At 61.9% G+C, this 18151-nt stretch carries 21 protein-coding genes and 1 tRNA gene; 9 read left to right on the forward strand and 13 right to left on the reverse strand.

The window, feature by feature from the left end:
- Positions 1–3: 3 nt before the first annotated feature.
- On the reverse strand, positions 4–372 hold the full coding sequence (locus LB571_RS11605; RefSeq protein WP_224594584.1) for a hypothetical protein: 369 nt from the start codon (positions 370–372) through the stop codon (positions 4–6).
- A gap of 184 nt (positions 373–556) precedes the next feature.
- On the opposite strand from LB571_RS11605, the gene LB571_RS11610 reads away from it, so the two are divergent.
- The 3 genes from LB571_RS11610 (at position 557) to LB571_RS11620 (ending at position 2305) form a co-directional block, all read left to right on the forward strand.
- Positions 557–1078 (forward strand): hypothetical protein, encoded by a 522-nt coding sequence (locus LB571_RS11610; protein WP_224594585.1) that lies wholly within the window; start codon positions 557–559, stop codon positions 1076–1078.
- 4 nt (positions 1079–1082) lie between these two features.
- The gene (locus LB571_RS11615) at positions 1083–1688 is read left to right on the forward strand and encodes a hypothetical protein (RefSeq protein WP_224594586.1); all 606 of its coding nucleotides are present in this window, start codon (positions 1083–1085) and stop codon (positions 1686–1688) included.
- A gap of 218 nt (positions 1689–1906) precedes the next feature.
- Positions 1907–2305, forward strand: coding sequence for a hypothetical protein (locus LB571_RS11620; protein ID WP_224594587.1), 399 nt, complete (start codon positions 1907–1909; stop codon positions 2303–2305).
- Positions 2306–2435: 130 nt separating this feature from the next.
- Here the strand turns inward: LB571_RS11620 and LB571_RS11625 are convergent, their stop codons facing one another.
- The 6 genes from LB571_RS11625 to LB571_RS11650 all read right to left on the reverse strand — a co-directional run bounded on the left by LB571_RS11625 (position 2436) and on the right by LB571_RS11650 (position 10285).
- The gene (locus LB571_RS11625; protein WP_224531111.1) at positions 2436–6224 is read right to left on the reverse strand and encodes a vitamin B12-dependent ribonucleotide reductase; all 3789 of its coding nucleotides are present in this window, start codon (positions 6222–6224) and stop codon (positions 2436–2438) included.
- Between the two features lie 674 nt (positions 6225–6898).
- A complete protein-coding gene (locus LB571_RS11630) occupies positions 6899–7210 on the reverse strand; it encodes a PilZ domain-containing protein (RefSeq protein WP_015318086.1) in 312 nt (103 codons plus the stop codon).
- 100 nt (positions 7211–7310) lie between these two features.
- Positions 7311–7799, reverse strand: a complete 489-nt coding sequence (locus LB571_RS11635) for an NUDIX hydrolase (RefSeq protein WP_015318085.1) — start codon at positions 7797–7799, stop codon at positions 7311–7313.
- Between the two features lie 210 nt (positions 7800–8009).
- A complete protein-coding gene (gpt, locus tag LB571_RS11640) occupies positions 8010–8510 on the reverse strand; it encodes a xanthine phosphoribosyltransferase (protein ID WP_015318084.1) in 501 nt (166 codons plus the stop codon).
- Between the two features lie 115 nt (positions 8511–8625).
- Positions 8626–9459 carry a universal stress protein gene (locus LB571_RS11645; protein ID WP_224582939.1) on the reverse strand — a complete coding sequence of 278 codons (834 nt, stop codon included), beginning with the start codon at positions 9457–9459 and terminating at the stop codon, positions 8626–8628.
- An 82-nt stretch (positions 9460–9541) separates the two neighbouring features.
- Complete coding sequence (locus tag LB571_RS11650) at positions 9542–10285, reverse strand: competence/damage-inducible protein A (RefSeq protein WP_224594588.1); 744 nt, start codon at positions 10283–10285, stop codon at positions 9542–9544.
- 363 nt (positions 10286–10648) lie between these two features.
- Between LB571_RS11650 and LB571_RS11655 the strand changes: the two genes are divergently transcribed.
- On the forward strand, positions 10649–10933 hold the full coding sequence (locus tag LB571_RS11655; protein ID WP_015318081.1) for a hypothetical protein: 285 nt from the start codon (positions 10649–10651) through the stop codon (positions 10931–10933).
- Between the two features lie 70 nt (positions 10934–11003).
- Here the strand turns inward: LB571_RS11655 and LB571_RS11660 are convergent, their stop codons facing one another.
- The 3 genes from LB571_RS11660 to LB571_RS11670 all read right to left on the reverse strand — a co-directional run bounded on the left by LB571_RS11660 (position 11004) and on the right by LB571_RS11670 (position 12764).
- Complete coding sequence (locus LB571_RS11660) at positions 11004–11243, reverse strand: DUF2188 domain-containing protein (protein WP_015318080.1); 240 nt, start codon at positions 11241–11243, stop codon at positions 11004–11006.
- Positions 11244–11272: 29 nt separating this feature from the next.
- Positions 11273–11551 (reverse strand): DUF982 domain-containing protein, encoded by a 279-nt coding sequence (locus LB571_RS11665; protein ID WP_032935880.1) that lies wholly within the window; start codon positions 11549–11551, stop codon positions 11273–11275.
- A gap of 109 nt (positions 11552–11660) precedes the next feature.
- A complete protein-coding gene (locus LB571_RS11670; RefSeq protein ID WP_224594590.1) occupies positions 11661–12764 on the reverse strand; it encodes an NADH:flavin oxidoreductase/NADH oxidase in 1104 nt (367 codons plus the stop codon).
- 159 nt (positions 12765–12923) lie between these two features.
- On the opposite strand from LB571_RS11670, the gene LB571_RS11675 reads away from it, so the two are divergent.
- Positions 12924–13502: an NUDIX domain-containing protein gene (locus LB571_RS11675; RefSeq protein ID WP_140720596.1), complete on the forward strand. Its 579-nt coding sequence runs from the start codon at positions 12924–12926 to the stop codon at positions 13500–13502.
- A 22-nt stretch (positions 13503–13524) separates the two neighbouring features.
- Here LB571_RS11675 and LB571_RS11680 read toward each other — a convergent pair whose 3' ends face one another.
- Positions 13525–14064, reverse strand: coding sequence for a J domain-containing protein (locus LB571_RS11680; protein ID WP_015318076.1), 540 nt, complete (start codon positions 14062–14064; stop codon positions 13525–13527).
- A 209-nt stretch (positions 14065–14273) separates the two neighbouring features.
- Here LB571_RS11680 and LB571_RS11685 point away from each other — a divergent pair, with 209 nt between their 5' ends.
- From LB571_RS11685 to LB571_RS11695, 3 genes are all read left to right on the forward strand, one after another.
- Positions 14274–14561, forward strand: a complete 288-nt coding sequence (locus tag LB571_RS11685) for a PilZ domain-containing protein (RefSeq protein ID WP_140720594.1) — start codon at positions 14274–14276, stop codon at positions 14559–14561.
- Positions 14562–14728: 167 nt separating this feature from the next.
- A complete protein-coding gene (locus tag LB571_RS11690) occupies positions 14729–15448 on the forward strand; it encodes a carbonic anhydrase (RefSeq protein ID WP_140662070.1) in 720 nt (239 codons plus the stop codon).
- Between the two features lie 197 nt (positions 15449–15645).
- On the forward strand, positions 15646–16401 hold the full coding sequence (locus tag LB571_RS11695) for a DUF4239 domain-containing protein (protein ID WP_224594591.1): 756 nt from the start codon (positions 15646–15648) through the stop codon (positions 16399–16401).
- Between the two features lie 81 nt (positions 16402–16482).
- Here the strand turns inward: LB571_RS11695 and LB571_RS11700 are convergent.
- Positions 16483–16568 (reverse strand) — tRNA-Leu (locus LB571_RS11700).
- A gap of 283 nt (positions 16569–16851) precedes the next feature.
- Positions 16852–17514, reverse strand: coding sequence for an outer membrane protein (locus tag LB571_RS11705; RefSeq protein ID WP_224594593.1), 663 nt, complete (start codon positions 17512–17514; stop codon positions 16852–16854).
- Positions 17515–17701: 187 nt separating this feature from the next.
- Between LB571_RS11705 and LB571_RS11710 the strand changes: the two genes are divergently transcribed.
- Positions 17702–18079, forward strand: coding sequence for a SecDF P1 head subdomain-containing protein (locus LB571_RS11710; RefSeq protein WP_041163464.1), 378 nt, complete (start codon positions 17702–17704; stop codon positions 18077–18079).
- Positions 18080–18151 lie beyond the last annotated feature (72 nt).

The following is an 18151-nucleotide window of genomic DNA, read 5'->3' on the forward strand; positions in this document are numbered from 1 at the left end:
GTGTCACCGCCTTGAGCAGCGCACGAGAGGTCCGCTGTCGAATCCGCGCCAGCTCAACCGCACCGTCGCGCCGTCGATTTTGATATGGATGGTGCGAGAAAATGGCTCGTCGAGCGATGGGTCCGCGCCGTAGCACTGGCTGGCACGAACCACCCAGCCGATGGCGGTTTTGCGAAAGATCGCGTGCTCGCAGCCGAGGTTGGGAAACGACAGGGCCGACTGATCCACAGTGAAGACAGTCTGGCGCTGGACGTCGGCGGTCGCATGGCAGTTCAACCTGTCCCTGGACCACGTCCCGACATAGGGCGCTGCCGCTACGGCCGGCACAATCGCAGTTGCGGAGGTCGCTATGATCAGTGCCAAACGCTGCATCTTTTGTCTCCTGGGCCGCTGCGTTCGATCATACAGATTGCGGGTTTGTGTGGGGCAAGTTTTCGATCGAGGGACGATAAACGCAGCGGTTCCGGATTTCGTTTATGGTTTTGTACCGATGATGCGACTGTGCGGCCCGGCACGCAGCCGGCCTTGCTTCACAAACACATTGCCCGAGATATCGATGATCATTCGCAAACTGGCCTTCGTTGTCCTGGGTTCGCTCGGGCTCATGCAAGCGGCGAGCGCCAAGGAATGCCTCCTGAGCCACGCCACCTATCAGGAGCCACGCTCGGGCGCGGTCATGCAATTTCGGCCGCTGGGCAACGAACCGGCGGCACTGACGACGCAGGTGTTCTCGCTGGCCGTGCCTCATACCGGCATAAGCCTGCCGGCCGATATCACCTGGACCAATGGCAAGAACTCGTTTCCGCTCGGTACCATCCGCCACCCCTGCACCGACGACGACCGCGAAGCGGGTCTGCAAGACGACAGCGGGCTTTGCCGGATATGGGACGGGCAGGTCTATGCCCTGACCGGAGGCGGCGCCGAGCAGCTGAATTCGCACGAAGCGACACCGGCGCCGAAAGGGTTGCTGTTGCCGGATTTCGGCGCGGCTTTCACCGAATGGGCCGATTTCGCCAATGCCAATCCGGATGGCTGGGCATGGGATGCCTTCACCTTGACGGGATGCAGCGATGAATAGCGCCATGAGATCGATCGTCTGGACCTGCGCCCTGTTCGCGTCCGTGACGGTATCTGCCGGGGCGCGTGCGGAGGAGCCGGTACCATCGCGGCCGCCGATCGACAAATGCGTCTGGGAAAAACTGACGGACAAGACGATCGGCCTGGTCGCATGGGCGCAGCGCTGCGATTTCGGCTTTCGCCAGATCCATTTCGAGTTTGTCGGCAATGCGCTCGCCATCAAATACAGCGATGGCGGTGCGCCAGATCCGCTTGTCGAGGTGCTCGACATCCAGCCTGGCGAAACCGCGGAGGCTGCCATGCGGCGCCTGTTCCTGGAAAAGACCGACAAGGCCGTCAACGCCCGCTGCGTGCTCACGCCTTACACGGAGGGCACCGTGCCCGCCGGCGTCAAACGCTACACATTCAGTCCCGACGCCGCCTATGAGAAGGAACTGAAGGCGAAGGCCAATGATGAAGTACCCGAACCGCCCTGTGGCGATTGGGGCGAAATGCCGGATGGCATCCAGTATTTCGAGGTGCCGGCGAGTGCGGCGCACAAGCTGCTGTTCGTCCGCGTGGGCCAGGATGAGCCGTTGTTTGATGAGCAGACGCTGCGGGTGTTGCCCTAGGGTGAGGAGCCGCGGTCAAGCCAGATCCTAGCCACACAGATCGTGGCTGCAACTGGCAGGCTATATTCGCGGAAGATTAGTGATGATCTGCCTCTAGGCAGTGAGTTCATAAACGCCGAACGGCCCAAGATGAAATTGAAAGCAGACGATGAGCTTGCTATTCTCCAAACATGAAGCATGACCGCCTTTGCGCAATCGCTCACAACTTCGCTGACTCAATGGCAAGTGGGCTGGGTTTTGTTGTCGGCTTCTGCCAAACCGAGGTGTTCGAAGAGGCTGCGATCAGCCCAGGTGGAGTAATCGAGATCGACTTCCTGCGTGGACGTGTTGTTAGAGGTCGCGCTTCGCAACGGTTGGAAAGCGCCGCGATCACATTCGGGCAAGCCTTCCCCGACTTCTGCAAGAAAAACGGCGCCGAAGCGACTGATTTTCAGAGCTTCCTAGCCGCGTTTGATGCCAGAGGAGAATGGCGCCGTGCGATGCTGACCGTTGTAGACAGCAAGGGCCGCCGTTCACTCACAGAGTATGGCGGCGTCCCGTTGAAGCGGTTGAGAGTTCTGGACACTCTGGGCCGTATACGCCGAAAAACAAGGCAGATCGAAAAGGCGGGCCAATAGCAAACGTCGCAAACGGGATCGATTTCCCGATTGGGGCTTTCAAGTTGTCCCGTATGCCGCTTTCAACGACGCCGAAATCCAGAGTTGTCGGCGTCGTTGCATTTACGACCTTTGGGCTCGAACAAACCCCTCAGCTGCACCCGCTCGTGGCGCCGCAAGTATCGCACTTCTCGCAGGTCCCGTTCCGCACCATCGTAAAGTTCTGGCATTCGGAGCAGGAATTGCCGGTGTAGCCCTGCAGCAGCGACTTGGCGCGGCGGTCGGCGGCGAGTTTCTTCGCTTCGGCCGCTTCATGGGCCGCCGTGTCGGTGAACAGCGCCGCGGTGGTATCGGTCGAGGCATCGGAGGCCGCTTCCTCGAAGGCGATGTCTTCCGCCAATTCCCTAGCCCGCTCCTCATAGTCGCGCTTGTAGGCGACCGCCTCGTCGGTTGCAGGCTTCAAGGCCAGCACGTTGGAGCCGGAGAAGGCTGTCGGCGCCGAGCGGGCAGGGGTGCCGGAGCCGGCAAAGCCCTTCGGCTCGCCTGCCCTTGACACCAGCTTCACCGGGGAACCGCGGGTCAGGCCCTTGGAGACTGCGTCGGTCTTGCCTTCGCTGATGCCACGGCCGAGTGCGGTGTTGGAGAAATCCGACTGGTCGACATGGGCGAGATCGTTGCGGCCGAGATACGAAATGGCCAGCTCACGGAACACATAGTCGAGGATCGACGTCGCGCTCTTGATGGCATCGTTGCCGATGACCATGCCGGCCGGCTCGAACTTGGTGAAGGTGAAGGCGTGCACATATTCGTCGAGCGGCACGCCATACTGCAGGCCAAGCGAGATCGCGATGGCGAAGTTGTTGAGAAGGCCACGCAGGGTGGCGCCCTCCTTGTTCATGTCGATGAAGATCTCGCCGAGACGCCCATCGTCATATTCGCCGGTGCGCAGGAAGATGGTGTTGCCGCCGATCTTGGCCTTCTGCGTATAACCCTTGCGGCGGCCGGGCAGCTTTTCCTGCTCGCGCGACACGCGTTCGATGATGCGTTCGACGATGCGCTCGGTGATCTGCGCGGCGCGCGCCGCCGCCGGTGCCTGGATCAGCTGCTCGATCGCCTCGTCCTCGTCCTCCTCGCCATCGGCGAGCAGCGACGCATTGAGCGGCTGCGACAGCTTCGAGCCGTCGCGGTAGAGCGCGTTGGCTTTCAGCGCCAGCTTCCACGACAGCATGTAGGCGCTCTTGGCATCCTCCACCGTCGCGTCGTTCGGCATGTTGATGGTCTTGGAGATGGCGCCGGAAATGAAGGGCTGTGCCGCCGCCATCATCTGGATGTGGCTGTTGATCGACAGCGAGCGCTTGCCGATCTTGCCGCAGGGGCTGGCGCAGTCGAACACGGGGAGGTGTTCGGCCTTAAGGAAGGGCGCGCCCTCCAGCGTCATCGCACCGCAGACATGGATGTTGGCGGCCTCGATGTCCTTCCTGGAGAACCCCAGCGCCGGCAGCATTTCGAACGAGAAGTCGTTGAGCTGCTCGTCGGTGAAACCGAAGGTCTCCTTCACCCAGTCGGCGCCGAGCGTCCACTGGTTGAAGACGAACTTGATGTCGAAGGCCGACTTCAGCGCCGCGTTGAGCGCCGCGATCTTGTCGTCGGTGAAGCCCTTGGCCTTGAGCGAGCCGGGGTTGACGGCCGGCGCCTGGTTGAGATTGCCGTGGCCGACGGCATAGGCCTCGATCTCGGCGATCTGGCTCTCGGAATAGCCCAGCGTGCGAAGCGCTTCCGGCACGGCGCGGTTGATGATCTTGAAATAGCCGCCGCCGGCGAGCTTCTTGAACTTCACCAGGGCGAAATCGGGCTCGATACCGGTGGTGTCGCAATCCATGACCAGGCCGATCGTGCCGGTCGGCGCGATCACGGTTGCCTGTGCGTTGCGGTAGCCATGCTCCTCGCCGAGTTCGATGGCGCGGTCCCAGGCGGCCTTGGCATGGATGGCCAGATCCTGCTGCTTCAGGTCCGATGCGACGAGAGGCACAGGATTGACGGCCAGCTTCTCGTAGCCGTCCTTGTCGCCATAGGCGGCGCGGCGATGATTGCGCATGACGCGCAGCATGTTCTGGGCGTTGCGGTCATAGTCGGGAAAGGCGCCGAGTTCGGAGGCCATCTCGGCCGAGGTGGAGTAGGCGACGCCGGTCATGATGGCGGTCAGCGCGGCACAGATGGCGCGGCCCTCGTCGGAATCGTAGGGAATGCCCGACGTCATCAGCAGGCCGCCAATATTGGCATAGCCGAGGCCCAGCGTGCGGTAGTCGTAGGAGAGCTTGGCGATCTCCTTCGACGGGAACTGCGCCATCATGACCGAAATTTCCAGCACCATGGTCCACAGCCGCACGGTGTGCTCGTAGGCTGCGATATCGATGGTGCCGTCGGTGTTGCGGTAGGGCAGCAGGTTGATCGAGGCGAGATTGCAGGCCGTGTCGTCGAGGAACATGTATTCCGAGCACGGGTTGGAGGCCCGGATCGCACCGGCCGAAGCGCAGGTGTGCCAGTCGTTCATCGTGGTGTTGAAGTGCAGGCCGGGATCAGCCGACGCCCAGGCGGCGTAGCCGATCTTTTCCCAGAGGTCCCGCGCCTTCAGTGTCTTCAAGACCTTGCCGTCCTTGCGGGCGGTCAGGTGCCAGTCTGCGTCCTCTTCAACGGCGCGCAGGAAATTGTCCTTCAGCGACACCGAATTGTTGGAGTTCTGGCCCGAAACGGTGAGGTAGGCGTCAGAATCCCAGTCGGTGTCGTAGGTCTTGAACGACATCGAGGTGTAGCCCTGCTTGGCGAACTGGATGACGCGGTAGATGTAGTTTTCCGGCACAGCCGATTTCTTGGCCAACTTGATTTCGCGCTTCAGCGCCGTGTTGATGGCCGGATCGAAGCAGTCGTTGTCATGGCCTTCGCAGTTCACGCAGGCCTTCATGATCGCTTCGAGATGCTTCTTGACGATCTTGGAGCCGGTCACCAGCGAGGCGACCTTCTGCTCTTCATTGACCTTCCAGTCGATGAATTCCTCGATATCGGGGTGGTCGGCGTCGACGATGACCATTTTCGCCGCTCGGCGCGTCGTGCCGCCCGACTTGATGGCGCCAGCGGCGCGGTCGCCGATCTTGAGGAAGCTCATCAGGCCGGACGAGCGGCCGCCGCCGGACAGCTTTTCGCCTTCGCCGCGCAGCAGCGAGAAGTTCGAGCCGGTGCCGGAGCCATATTTGAACAGGCGCGCCTCGCGCACCCACAGATCCATGATGCCGCCCTCGTTGACGAGGTCGTCCTGCACGCCCTGGATGAAGCAGGCATGCGGCTGCGGATGCTCGTAGGAGGATTTCGACTTGGTCAGCTTGCCGGTGAACGGATCGACATAGAAGTGACCCTGGCTCGGACCGTCTATGCCATAGGCCCAGTGCAGGCCGGTGTTGAACCATTGCGGCGAGTTCGGCGCGACGCGCTGGGTCGCCAGCATATAGGCAAGCTCGTCACGGAAGGCGCGCGCGTCTTCCTCCGACGCCTTGAAGTAGCCGCCCTTCCAGCCCCAATAGGTCCAGGTGCCGGCCAGCCGGTCGAAGACCTGGCGGGCATCGATCTCGGAGCCGTAGCGCTCGGCCTCGGGAAGCTTGGCGAGTTCGGCTTCGTCGGCGACGGAACGCCACAGGAAAGAGGGGACGTCGTTCTCCTCGACCTTCTTCAGGCGCGCGGGAACGCCGGCCTTGCGGAAATATTTCTGAGCCAGGATGTCGGCGGCGACCTGGGAAAACTGCGCAGGCACATCGATGTTGTCCAGGCGGAACACCACCGAGCCATCCGGATTCTTGATCTCGGAAAGCGCCTTGCGGAATTCGATCTCCGCATAAGCGGCCCCTTCTTGGCCTGCATGTCCTGGCTTGGTGAAACGACGCTCGATGCGCATTGGTCCGGTCCCTTTTGTCTACATATAGCGCTTTCATCAGGGGATTTCTGCCCCAAAAGACGAAACGCGCAGTCCGCCGTTTGCCGGCATTGCGAACAATGCCGGCATCTCCTCTTCGCAGGCTCAGCCACGCACACGACAACACGCCTTGCCAGGCATCTGCCGAGGCTGCCAACCGGCCCGCGGGCCCCTCAAAACTGAATTTTTCGATTCCCTCACTCGAGGGAAATTCACACTATCTAGCGTCGAACTTAGCTGCAAACACTAAATATAGTATTAACAGACAATTTATTCCAGTCCGACAATTCTCCCTTTCGTCGCCCACCCAACCCACGATCCCAACGCTTCCGCCGGCCTCGTAAACAGGCGGAAATGCGGGCAAAACGCACATAATCCGGGAAAAAGACCGGGCTCAGAACTTTCCGGTCGCGCTCTCAACAGGAGCGCATGGCCTATAAAAGGCGACTCGTTTCGAGCCGTCAAGGATTCGTTTGCGTAGCTTTTGTGACCCCAACATCTTGTGTGTCACACATGTGGATAACGGGGATAGAATCGACCCGCCGTCGGCCATCTGCCCGGCGGTAAGCCGGTGCGATCGTTGGCCAGTGGCACGGGCGCTGCGAAACATTTGCTGGGATGCCGCAAAAAAGCCAGCCAAGCCGGTGAGCCGGGCCTCAGCCGTAGTGTAGCTTCGGCTTGGGTTCGGTCCCGTTGAACTGTACGCCGATCCGGTCGCTGCGGCGCCAGCGGACCTCGCAGCGATAGGCGACGCCGTCGAGCGGTATGTAGAGAAGGAAATGATCGGGAACCCTGGCTTCGGCCGGTAACTTCAGTTCGGCGCCGCCCGCATGCTGGTTGCGCACCGTACAGGCGACTTCGGAATTCTGGATCCCCGTGATGACTGTTCCACCTTTGAGCACGCGCGGACGATGCTCGCGCTGCGGCTCGCCGGGGTCGTGCTGAAGTGGGTCTGCGGGATTCGCCATCGATCAAACGCCAGGACTGATCGATCCTAACCAAGAAAAATTAGCAAACCCTTGCGGCACAAGGTTGTGCGTCCGCCGCGATACACGCGAAAGGCGCCGATCAGGAGAACCTGCGTGGGTCGGCACAGAAATAGGCGATGATCTGGCAAAGGTCGGGTTCATTGACCATGCGCACGGCTTCGCTGGAACTGACCCATTTGCGGGTGCGGGAGTGCTTTTCCTTCCAGCGGTCCGCGATCTTGTCGACGTGCAGTGGGAACACCAGAACCTCGCAAGGCACTTCTTCGCCCGAAGCCAGCACCTTGGCATAGAAATAGCGGCCGGCTTCGAGATGAGAGATGTTTCCGCGCAAACCGGCTTCCTCGGCGGCCTCGCGGGCGGCCGCTTCGCAGAGCGGCTCCCTGGCTTCCGGCCAGCCCTTTGGAAGCACCCAGCGGCCAGTATCACGGCTGGTGATCAACATGACCTCGACGCCGTTCCCGACATCGCGCCAAGGCAGGGCGGCAACCTGCAGACGGCACGGCGCCGTGCCGAAGAGTCGCCTGACCCTTTCAGCAAGGTGGTTGTGCGTCGTTGGCCGTGTCAACATCGGAGAAGCTAGCCCCAGCCTCCAGAATCGTTTGCCGTCTCATGAATCTTACGGCTAATTGTGACCAATAAAAGTAAAAACTTCGGTCACGCTGGCTGATTGCCGCCAACAAGGGTCGATTTCACAGGATATCTTGGCGGCGGATGCCTTCGCGCAAGCAAATATTGCTGTCGGCGCTGGCTTGATTGGAAAAAAGCAGCTTGCCGCGAATCAGCCGGCGTGATCGTCGGCGATCGGCTTCTGATAGGTGAAACCCATGTCCCAAGGGAAATAGATCCAGGTATCCTGGCTGACCTCGGTGACGAACGTATCGACCAGCGGCCGGCCTTTCGGCTTGGCGTAGACTGTCGCGAAATGGGCCTTCGGCATCATTGCCCGCACGATGCCGGCGGTCTTGCCGGTGTCGGTGAGGTCGTCGACGATCAGCACGCCGGCGCCATCGTCGGCCAGCAAGGCCGGCGTGATCTCCTTCAGCACCTGCAACTGCCCTTGGCTGGTGTAGTCGTGATAGGAGGCGACACAGACCGTCTCGATCACGCGGATGCCGAGTTCGCGCGAAATGATCGCCGCCGGGACCAGGCCACCACGCGTGATGCACACGATAGCCTTCCACTGACCTTTGCTGGTGCCGGCAAGCCGCCAGGCAAGTGCGCGCGCGTCGCGATGGAACTGGTCCCAGGAGACCGGGAAGGCTTTTTCGGGAAGGGACATGTCTCGCGCACTCCACGGCACGCGGCGGCCGCGTGCAAGAAACAGGGGAATGCGCGCGGAATTAACTGGAAACCCCCGGACTTGGCAAGGGTGGCCGGCAGCAATCGCTGTGGACTTATCGCGACAGGAAGGCCGCGACCTGTGCCGAGCGCAGCACCGTGCGTGTTACCCCGCCGAAGAGCAGCTGGCGCAGCCAGGAGTGGCTGTAGGCGCCAAGCACCAGCAGATCGGCGCCGGTCTCGGTGATCCTGTTCTGGATTATGTCGTCGACCGAGGTGCCGCCCGATTTCTGCACCGAGACGCTAACGGTGGCGCCGTGGCGCGACAGGGCCGACGCGATTTCGGCGCCCGCTGCCTCCGGGCGCTCTTCGAGCGTATCGGGCGGATCGATGACCAGTATGTCGGTTTTCTCAGCCTCGATGATGAAAGGCAAGGCATCGAAAGCGGCGCGCGCGGCCTCCTTGCTGCCGTTCCAGGCAAGCAGCACGCGTTTGAAGGTGGTGACCAGCGGACCCGCACTCGGCACCACCAGCACCGGCCGGCCGGCGTCGTAGACAAGCGTATCGACGTCGGCGCTCGGATCGCCGCCGGTCTCGCGTTGGGCGGCGATGATGAGATCGGCGGCGCGCACGCTTGAAATGCCGGTCAGTGCGCTGTCGCCGGAGAAGCTCTCCAGGCTGCGCCATTCGAAGGAAAGGCCGGAATCCTCGATCCGCTTCAGGAAGACAGCCTGGAGTTTGTCGGCCCGCTCCCGGTTCATGTCGGCGGAAACCTGCAGGAACTCCGTATCGGGAAAGCCCGTCGCCGACGTGTAGGGCACCGGGAGCGCCTCGGCATGGATGCCGATCAGATGGCTCTCGAAGCGGCTGGCAAGCGGAATGGCGCAGTCGAGCACCCGCTCGGCGTCCTGCTCGTTCTGCAGAATGGCAACGATGGTCTTGAAACGCATGATGACCCCTCAGTCGTGCGAGCGACGAGCCCCGCGCCATGGAAACGTCGTAGCGTCGTTCTTGGTTCCGGTTTGCAGCGGATCAGCTCGCGTCAGCCGCGAAGCCTGCCACCATGGCCTCGACGTCGGCGCGCGCCGCTTCAAGCGCCTCCGCGCTGCGGGCACGAACGACCAGTTCGGTCCAGAACTTGCCGTCGCCATACTTGGGGTAGGAGCCGATGATCGTATCCGGATGGGCTTTCTGGATCTCGCCCAATGGCCCGCCGACAAGGCCCTCGCCGAACGGACAGTGCACCGTGGCCGACAGCATTTTGGTGCCGGCTCTCAAGGTCGGCACGACATTGTCGAGCATGGCCTGGAAGATCGAGGGCACGCCGGCCATGACATGGACGTTGCCAATGCGGAATCCGGGCGCCACGGAGACGGGGTTGTCGATATGGTCGGCGCCGCGCGGCATCCGCGCCATGCGCTTGCGTGCCTCGGTGTATTCGATGCCGCGCGCGGCATAGCTCGCCTCCAGCAGGGCATAGGCCTTGGCATCGTATTCGCAAGGCACGCCGAACGCCTTGGCGATCGAATCGGCTGTGATGTCGTCATGCGTCGGGCCGATGCCGCCGGTGGTGAAGACATAGGTATAACGTGCGCGCACGGCATTCACCGCAGCGACGATCTCGTCTTCCTCGTCGGGAACAATGCGCACCTCCTTCAGGTCGATGCCGATCGCCGTCATGATATCGGCGAGATGGCCGATGTTCTTGTCCTTGGTGCGGCCGGACAGAATCTCATCGCCGATGACGAGCATGGCGGCAGTGACGATTTCAGGCATGGAACGCTCCGGCAGGACGGGTCGCCTGAAATAGCGCGGCGGATGGGCGGCGGCAATGCCGTCCAAAGGCGAACGATCTGACACGTCCACCACACCTGCATTGCAGTACCAAGCGCGGCTTGACCAGGATGGGAACAAGCCCTTCCGGATTGTCCTCGGTCGCGGAGGGCGACCAGGGCCGAGGTGGTGCCGCAATCCGTCGCGCCCGACAGGCCACAGCCTTCGAGCGCATGGCGGCACGCGCTTTTGTCACCCGACATCACCGCCACTTCACGAGAATTTCAGGGAACCATTCGGCTGACGGTCAGGTTTACCCCGTGTCGCATCCCAAGGCGGCCAAGATCAAGATACGGAGTAAAATCAATGTACAGGAAACTTTTCGCAGCATCCGTCCTGACGATCGGTCTCGCCACATCGGCGATGGCCCAATCGTCGGACGCTACCTATTCCAACCATCACAATTGGTGGCTGTTCGGCAATGAGGATTCCTCGGCCATCGACCAGAGCACCACTGGCAGCATCAACGCCGACGGCTCTGGATTGAGCACCCTTGGCAACCCCGGCCCGGCCGGGCCTTGTGCCTCAAGCACGCCAGGCCCCGATGCGAACGCTCAGGGCAACGTCAACGATCAGTATTGCGGCAAGTAAATAGGCAGCCGCGTATTTCCTGCCGCGGGACGCCGTCTCTCCTGGCGTCCGCGGCTGGCGCAGGGCTGGATCAATCCGAGATTTCAGTCTGGGGCCGATCGCGGCCGTCGGCCAGTTCCTCGTGCCATTTGCCCTCGGCGTCCTCATACTGGATACCATCGGTGGAACCCGCCACCTGCTGTTCGGCCGAAGCGATCTCGGCGGCACGCAATGCATCCTGATGGGTGGGAAATGTCTCCGAGAAGGTCGCACCGACCTTGTAGGCCCAGCCACCGTCATGCTCGACGATCTTGTAAGTCAGCTTCGCCATCAAAACCTCCAGTTAAAAGGTCCGCCTGCTCAATGCAGCCGGTCGTCGGGCAGCTTGTCGTCGGGCACCAGCACTTCCGATTCCCTGGCCGCCTCGATCAGTGCCCGGCGCGCTTCCGCTGTCGAACGATAACCTTCCAGCACTTTGAGGCAAGTGTCGAGGGCATCACGATGACGAGGCCCGCGATTGAGCGGCCACACCGTCATCAGGCACTCGGCCGCCTCCTGGGTCGAGCGGATATGGCGATATTTGCCGACATGGCCAAGCTCGACCACGACCGGCGTTTCAAAGGGTTTGTTGTCCATCATCATGGCCGCAACGCAAAGCAGCCAATTTGGTTGCAAAAGTGGCCTTCGGCCTGCGCCCAAAGGTCGCGACGCCGTTGCGCAAGCGCGCCGGCGTCGGGAGAAAGGGCGATCAGCCGGCGGCCTTCATCCAATGTTCCATCGTCGTCACCGAGCGGGCGAGCTGCGGCGCCGGATGAATCTTTTCGCTGAACGTGGCGGCCGCACGCCATCCCCAGCGCGGATCGGCGAGGAAGGCTCGCGCCAGCGCCACCATGTCGGCGCGACCCTCGGCGATAACAGCCTCGGCCTGTTTCGGGTCGTCGATCAGGCCGACCGCCCGGGTCGGGATGCCCGCGCCCTTGCGCACGGCTTCGGCCAGATGCACCTGATAGCCGGGGCCGGTGGGTAATTTCTGCAATGGCGAATTGCCGCCGCTCGAGCAGCAGAGATAGGCGACGCCTTCGGCCTTCAGCGCTTTCGCCACCTCGACCCCGTCCGCGACGTCAAAGCCGCCATCGACCCAGTCCTTCACCGACAGCCGTGCGCCGAGCATCAGTTTCGGCGCGGCTTTCTTCACCGCCCTGGCGATCTCGACGACGAGACGCATCCGGTTTTCCAGCGAGCCACCCCAGCGATCCGTGCGCTGGTTGGACAGTGGCGACAGGAACTGGAAGATGAGGTAGCCATGCGCCGCATGCAGTTCGATGAAGTCGAAGCCGGCACGGTCGGCCCGCCTTGCGGCGTCCGCGAACCGCTCGACGAGCTGCAGGATTTCCTCGTCGTCCAGGGCGCGCGGCACGTTCCAGCCGGCGTCGTAGGCGATGGCCGAGGCCGAGACGGTCTGCCAGGGATCCTCGTTTGGCTGCAACGGGCCGCCGCCTTCCCAAGGCTTGCGGTTCGAGGCCTTGCGGCCGGCATGCGCCAGCTGCGTGCCGAACTTAGTGCTGGGTGCGGCCACGCGCTTGGCCGCATCCAGCGCGCGCCGCGCGGCGGCTTCATTGTCTTCGGAATAGAGGCCGAGACAGCCATGGCTGATGCGCCCGCGCCGCTCGACGTCGGTCATCTCCACCGTGACCATGCCGGCACCGGACATGGCAAGGTTCATCCAGTGGTAAAGATGCCAGTCGCTGGCCGAGCCGTCCTCGGCGGAATACTGGCACATCGGCGCCACGGCGATGCGGTTGGGGAAGGTGAGCCCATCGAGAGTGATCGGCTGAAAAAGCGATGTCGTCATGGAAAAACTCCGGGAAGGGGAATGCGCTATCTAGGCGACGGCACCCGTCCATACCACACACGAGACGGTGAAGCGCGCGCTGGACCAATCGCTGGCCCGATTGCGCCTGTTCCGCTTCGCGGCTACGCCTGCATCCGCCAGCCAGCATCGAGGTGTCATATGGAAGACCGCGTTCGTATCCGCTCGGAAGAGGTTCTCTCCGACGACTGGGCGGTCCTGAAAAAGACCGTGCTCGACTATCGCCGGCGTGACGGCCAATGGGAGACGCAGGTCCGCCAGACCTATGATCGCGGCGACGGCGCGGTGATCCTGCCCTATGACCCCCAGCGTTCGACCGTGCTTCTGGTGCGCCAGTTCCGTTATCCCGCCTATGTCACCGGCCACCGCGAGCCGCTGATCGAGGCCTGCGCCGGCTTGCTGGACGAAAACGATCCGGAAACCGCCATCCGCAAGGAAGCCGAGGAAGAACTGGGTTACCGGTTGAAGGACATCGAGCGGCTGTTTTCGCCTTATATGAGCCCGGGCAGCGTCACCGAGCGGCTCTGGTTCTTCGTCGCGCGCTACTCGCCCGCCGACCGCATCTCGGCCGGCGGCGGCTCTCCGGAGGAGGGCGAGGACATCGAGGTCCTGGAAATGCCGCTCGACGAAGCGCTGGCCGGCATCGCCGATGGCCGCATTGTCGATGCCAAGACCATCATCCTGATCCAGCACCTGAAGCTGAATCCGGTGACGGCCTGATCAGAGACCGAGCGATCTCAATTCAGCCCGCGTGACCCAACAGTCGGGTGGTGGCCGCGTCACGATGATGTTCGGAATTAACGCGATCGACGCCTTCGACGGTTATGGCGAACGTGCCGTTTTCCGTCCTGGCTATCCAGCCCTTTGCTTTCAGATACCAGAGGTGAAACTCGAGGTGCTCTTGCGGACAGCCTGACATTCGTTCGAGTTCTTCATCGCCTATCCCGGGATGATTGACGTCCTGCCGGCGTTTTACATACAGCAGTGACAGCACTTTGGCTTGAATGACGGAATCTCGATCGAAGCCCTTTGTGTTGCTCGCCTCATCGGTCAGCTCGGCCCGGTGGTTCAAATGCGCCTTGTACTGAATGTCGTATTGCGCACGCTTGACCGGATCCTTGAGCGTGTTGTGAGCCTCAAGAATATCGCTGAAGCGTGACTCGTTCCCAGTGACTTGGTTGTCGGGGTGGTAGCGCATGGCAAAATGCCGAAAAATGCGTTCTATCGTTTCCGAATTGGCATTCGGACTGATTTCCAGCATTTCGTAGAAGTCGATGAACATACCTGGCTTCCCCATGCCATTTTCGCCGTCTGTGTCTCAGCGTCAGGTGACAATTTTGGCGACGACCATAGAGTATATATTTCACGATTTACTAATGTGCCGAGCGTATAAAGGGTCAGATACACGAATTAAGCGAAAACGTCAGACCTTTGCGTCCTGAGCTGCAGACCTTGGTCTGGTAGCATTTCGCTCGTCGGAGGCGGCTTGCCATGACCGATAAACCTTCTGAACCTCCAGTAGAGCGTCGAACGCACTTACGCGAGGTGGTTTTGAAGGAGGCGTTCATAATCACGCAGGATGGCGAAATAGGCTGCGCCGTCAGAAACCAGCATGAGCATGGCGCCGAGTTGCGTGTCGCTGTGGGGGTTGAAGTGCCAAATACCTTCCGGCTGCGCGTGCCGTTGGACGGTGCGACTTATCGAGCGGAAGTGCGCTGGAGAAAGGGCGAGCGACTGGGCATCCAGATCCACGGCAATTTCTCGCTGAAGGTCACCTAAAGGCGGTAAGCCGGTTGATACGAGGGCACCCAGCACTGCGTTGCCGGTGGCTTTCGTCGTCTCGCATCCTGCCGCCATCTCATCAATCCTGACGTTGTCGCCGATCGCTTGCTATATATTAGAGCAAGCGCATATTATGCCTTGGGGACCAGGGCGGGGAATTGAGAATGTGCTACACCTGTGATGGCAAAGCGGTCGACCGGAGGGATTTCCTCAAAGTCGGCGCGGGGCTCGTTGCGTTCGGCGTTGGTGGGGCCACATGGTCGGCGCGTGCGGCCCAGGGTGCGGTGACCGCGCTGAGCCTCGATGACGCGCTCGCCGCACTGAAATCCGGCAACGAACGCTACGTCGGTCACCCGGAACTCTGCTCGATAGACCTTGCCGCGCAGCGGAATGCTGTTGCCGCACACCAGGCGCCCTGGGCCACGATCATCAGTTGCGCCGACAGTCGCGTTCCGCCTGAACTGATTTTCGGCGGTCACGGCGTTGGAGAACTGTTCGTCGCCCGGAATGCTGGCAACCTCGTCGACACCGCCACACTCGGTACGGTCGAATACGGGGCAGCGGTGCTCGGCTCACCCTTGATCGTCGTTCTCGCGCACACAAACTGCGGCGCCGTCAAGGCGGCGTGCGACGTAGTGACCAAGAACGCGACCTATCCTGGCGCGATCGGTCCGATGATCGAACCGATCCTGCCCGCGGCGATAGCCGCGCGGAGCGAAGCGGGTGATTTCGTCGACAACACCGCCAAGGAAAGCGCGCGGAGGACCGCGAGGCGACTGGCCGCCTCGAGCAAGGTCCTAGCCGGCCTCATCAAGGCGGGGAAGCTGAAGATAGTCGCGGCAATCTATGACTTGCAAACGGGTGCGGTGACTTACATCGAATGACACACCCGTCATCGAGATCGAAGGCTCTGGGGACCTCGGTGCGTCGGGGTCTGGCTTCGCTTGCCTTCCGGGGCGGTGACGGCCGCAATATCGGCCACAAGGGCCGCAGCAGGCGTTCGGCAGGGCGCAAGGACGCGCCGGAGTAGTGATGGCGGTCATCAACTGACGCCTTGCCATTGCCAATCGGAATGAGCGGCATGCGCGAAGCTTTCATCGCAATGGTAATCTTCCTATGCCTGACGATGGCCGCGCTCGCCAGCACGGCGATATGGCCAAAATTGCCGGCCAAATATCGTGACGACGACACGAACACCGTGGTTCGGCACGCCGCGAACCTGTTCGGGGTCATGACCTCGCTGATGCTCGGCCTGATGATCAACTCGGCCAGGAACACCTTCGAATCGATCGACCGCAACGTGCACGCCTATGCGACCGAATTGATCCTTCTCGACAGGACCTTGCGCCAATATGGCCCGCAAACCGACACGGTACGCCAGCCGCTGGTCGTCTATGTGCAGCGTGTGGCGGGTGATTCTTCGCCCACCAGCGAGACGCTGGTCGCCGCCAACCGGCTCTCTGAGCAGTTGCTGGCGGAAATCGGCACCCGGCTGAGTGCGCTGGCGCCGACCGACGATGCGCATGGCTTCATTGTGCAGGACGCCCGCCAGCATTTGCAGAAGGTGCTGGAGTTGCGCTGGGTGCTGATCGAGCAGTCGGAGGGCACGATCCCGGTGCCTCTGATCACGCTCCTGGTTACCTGGCTGGTGCTGATCTTCGCCAGCTTCGGCTTCAGGGCGCCACGCAATACGATCACCGTTTCTACCTACGCGGCATCGGCGGCTTTGGTTGCCGGGGCGATCTACCTGATCTTCGACATGGACGTGGCTTTTTCCGGCCCGATCCAGATTTCAATGGCCCCGATGGAGAGGGCGCTGTCCGAGTTAAAGCAGTGATCCGCAGCAGTGGCACGCCGGCTAAACGACGCTGCGGCGGTTCAACAGAGAAAAATCCAAACAAATCTGAAGACTTTTTTCTGGTGCGGACGACGGGAATCGAACCCGTACGATCAGAGATCGAGGGATTTTAAGTCCCTTGCGTCTACCAATTCCGCCACGTCCGCAGGCACGTCCTTTTCAGATGCCAGACACAGCCCGTCAAGTCGTGTTCTGCGGTGGCCGAACGCGCACCCAGAGGAGGTGGCATAACGATACTGGCGCGATCGCGGAATTATGCGCGCCGCGCGCATCGGTAAACATCTGCGTGGCGGATCCGATCCGCCTAGGCCGGCGCCTCTCAGGCCAACCCATCCCCCCGCCCACTTGGGGGCGCCGGCCGCCCCCTTTCCAGCGAGTGGCCGCGGCCGTTGTAAGCCAGGGCCGAAAACGTTGCCCGTGGAACTGCGTTCAGAATTTATAGCTGAGATTGATGCCGACCGTGTTCAGTTTCACGCTCTGATCGCGGTCGTTGAAGGGGGCTGGCGCCTCGTGGTTCTCTGAGCCGAAGTCGTAGTAGCGATATTGCGCGCCGACGACGAACTTGTCTGTCAGCGCGTAGTCGACGCCTGCGCCCACGGTCCAGCCGACATTTGTGCCCGAGTTGTCGAACCCTGGCCCCGAGGTCTGCGACGTCTCGATGCCGGCAACGGCAATGCCGCCGATGCCATAGACCAGCAGGCGGTCCATTGCGAAGCCGGCCTTGGCGTTGACCGACCCGAACCACTTGATGTCGGCGCCGAATGTATCTCCCAGGCCCGATTGCGCCGTGCCGTCGACCGAGGAATAGTTGAGGTCCGCCTCGGCGCCCAGCACTGCCTGATCGAACTGCCAGAGGCCGGCGACATGGCCGCCGACGAACCCACCGCCGACGTCCGGCGTGATGGAAAACGGCGCGCCTTCCGTCGTGGTGATCTCGGAGCGGCCCCAGCCATATCCTGCCTGCAGGCCCGCATAGTAGCCGGTCCAGTCGAAGCCAGGCGCGGTCATCGGCACATCGACTGTCGCGTCGGCAGCAAATGCCGGCAAGGACAGGGCAAGAAGACCGGCACTTGCGACCATCAGGCGATGCATCGAACTCCCCGAGAAGAGTCATAGACCCCAGGTCGGAGCCTAACCTGATTTTCGGCAAAACGGAATCGGATTTCTGCAAACGCGGTTAGCGTCCTCGCGGGTCTCGAGGAGTTGGCGGGTAGCGTGCTGCCGCGATTGCGGTGGCGCGCGCCTCGTGCGAAACACCGCCATCGTGAGAGGATCTTTTATGCGCATCTTGTTCCGCTTGGTCGCGGCCGTCGCGGCGGTGGTGCTGGTCGGTCAGGCCGCCGTGGCCGAACCGCTGACGCTCATCATTGCCAAGGCCGTGGCCGTTCCCGATTCTGTTTCGGGGCAGGCCATGCTCAGCCTGAAGCTCACTCCCGACAGCGGCAAAGCCTTTGCCAGGTTTACGGGGGCAAATGTCGGCAAGATTGTCGATCTCAGCATCGACGGCGCCGTGGTGATGTCGCCGCGCGTCGTGGAGCCGATACGCGGCGGCGAAATCATGGTCAGCGGCACGTTCAAGGGCGGCGAGGTCGAGCGTATCGCCGAGCGGATTTCAGCCGGCGACGCCAAGGTCGAAGTTGACGTGAAACCGGAGTAATCCGGCAATCTCCAGGCAAATCCATTCTTCCTCGCTGGCCAAAACGCCGTCGGCTTGGCACAGTCGGACAAA

It is taken from the genome of Mesorhizobium sp. BR1-1-4, from assembly GCF_020165375.1.
In the GTDB taxonomy this organism is placed as follows: Bacteria; Pseudomonadota; Alphaproteobacteria; order Rhizobiales; family Rhizobiaceae; genus Mesorhizobium; species Mesorhizobium australicum.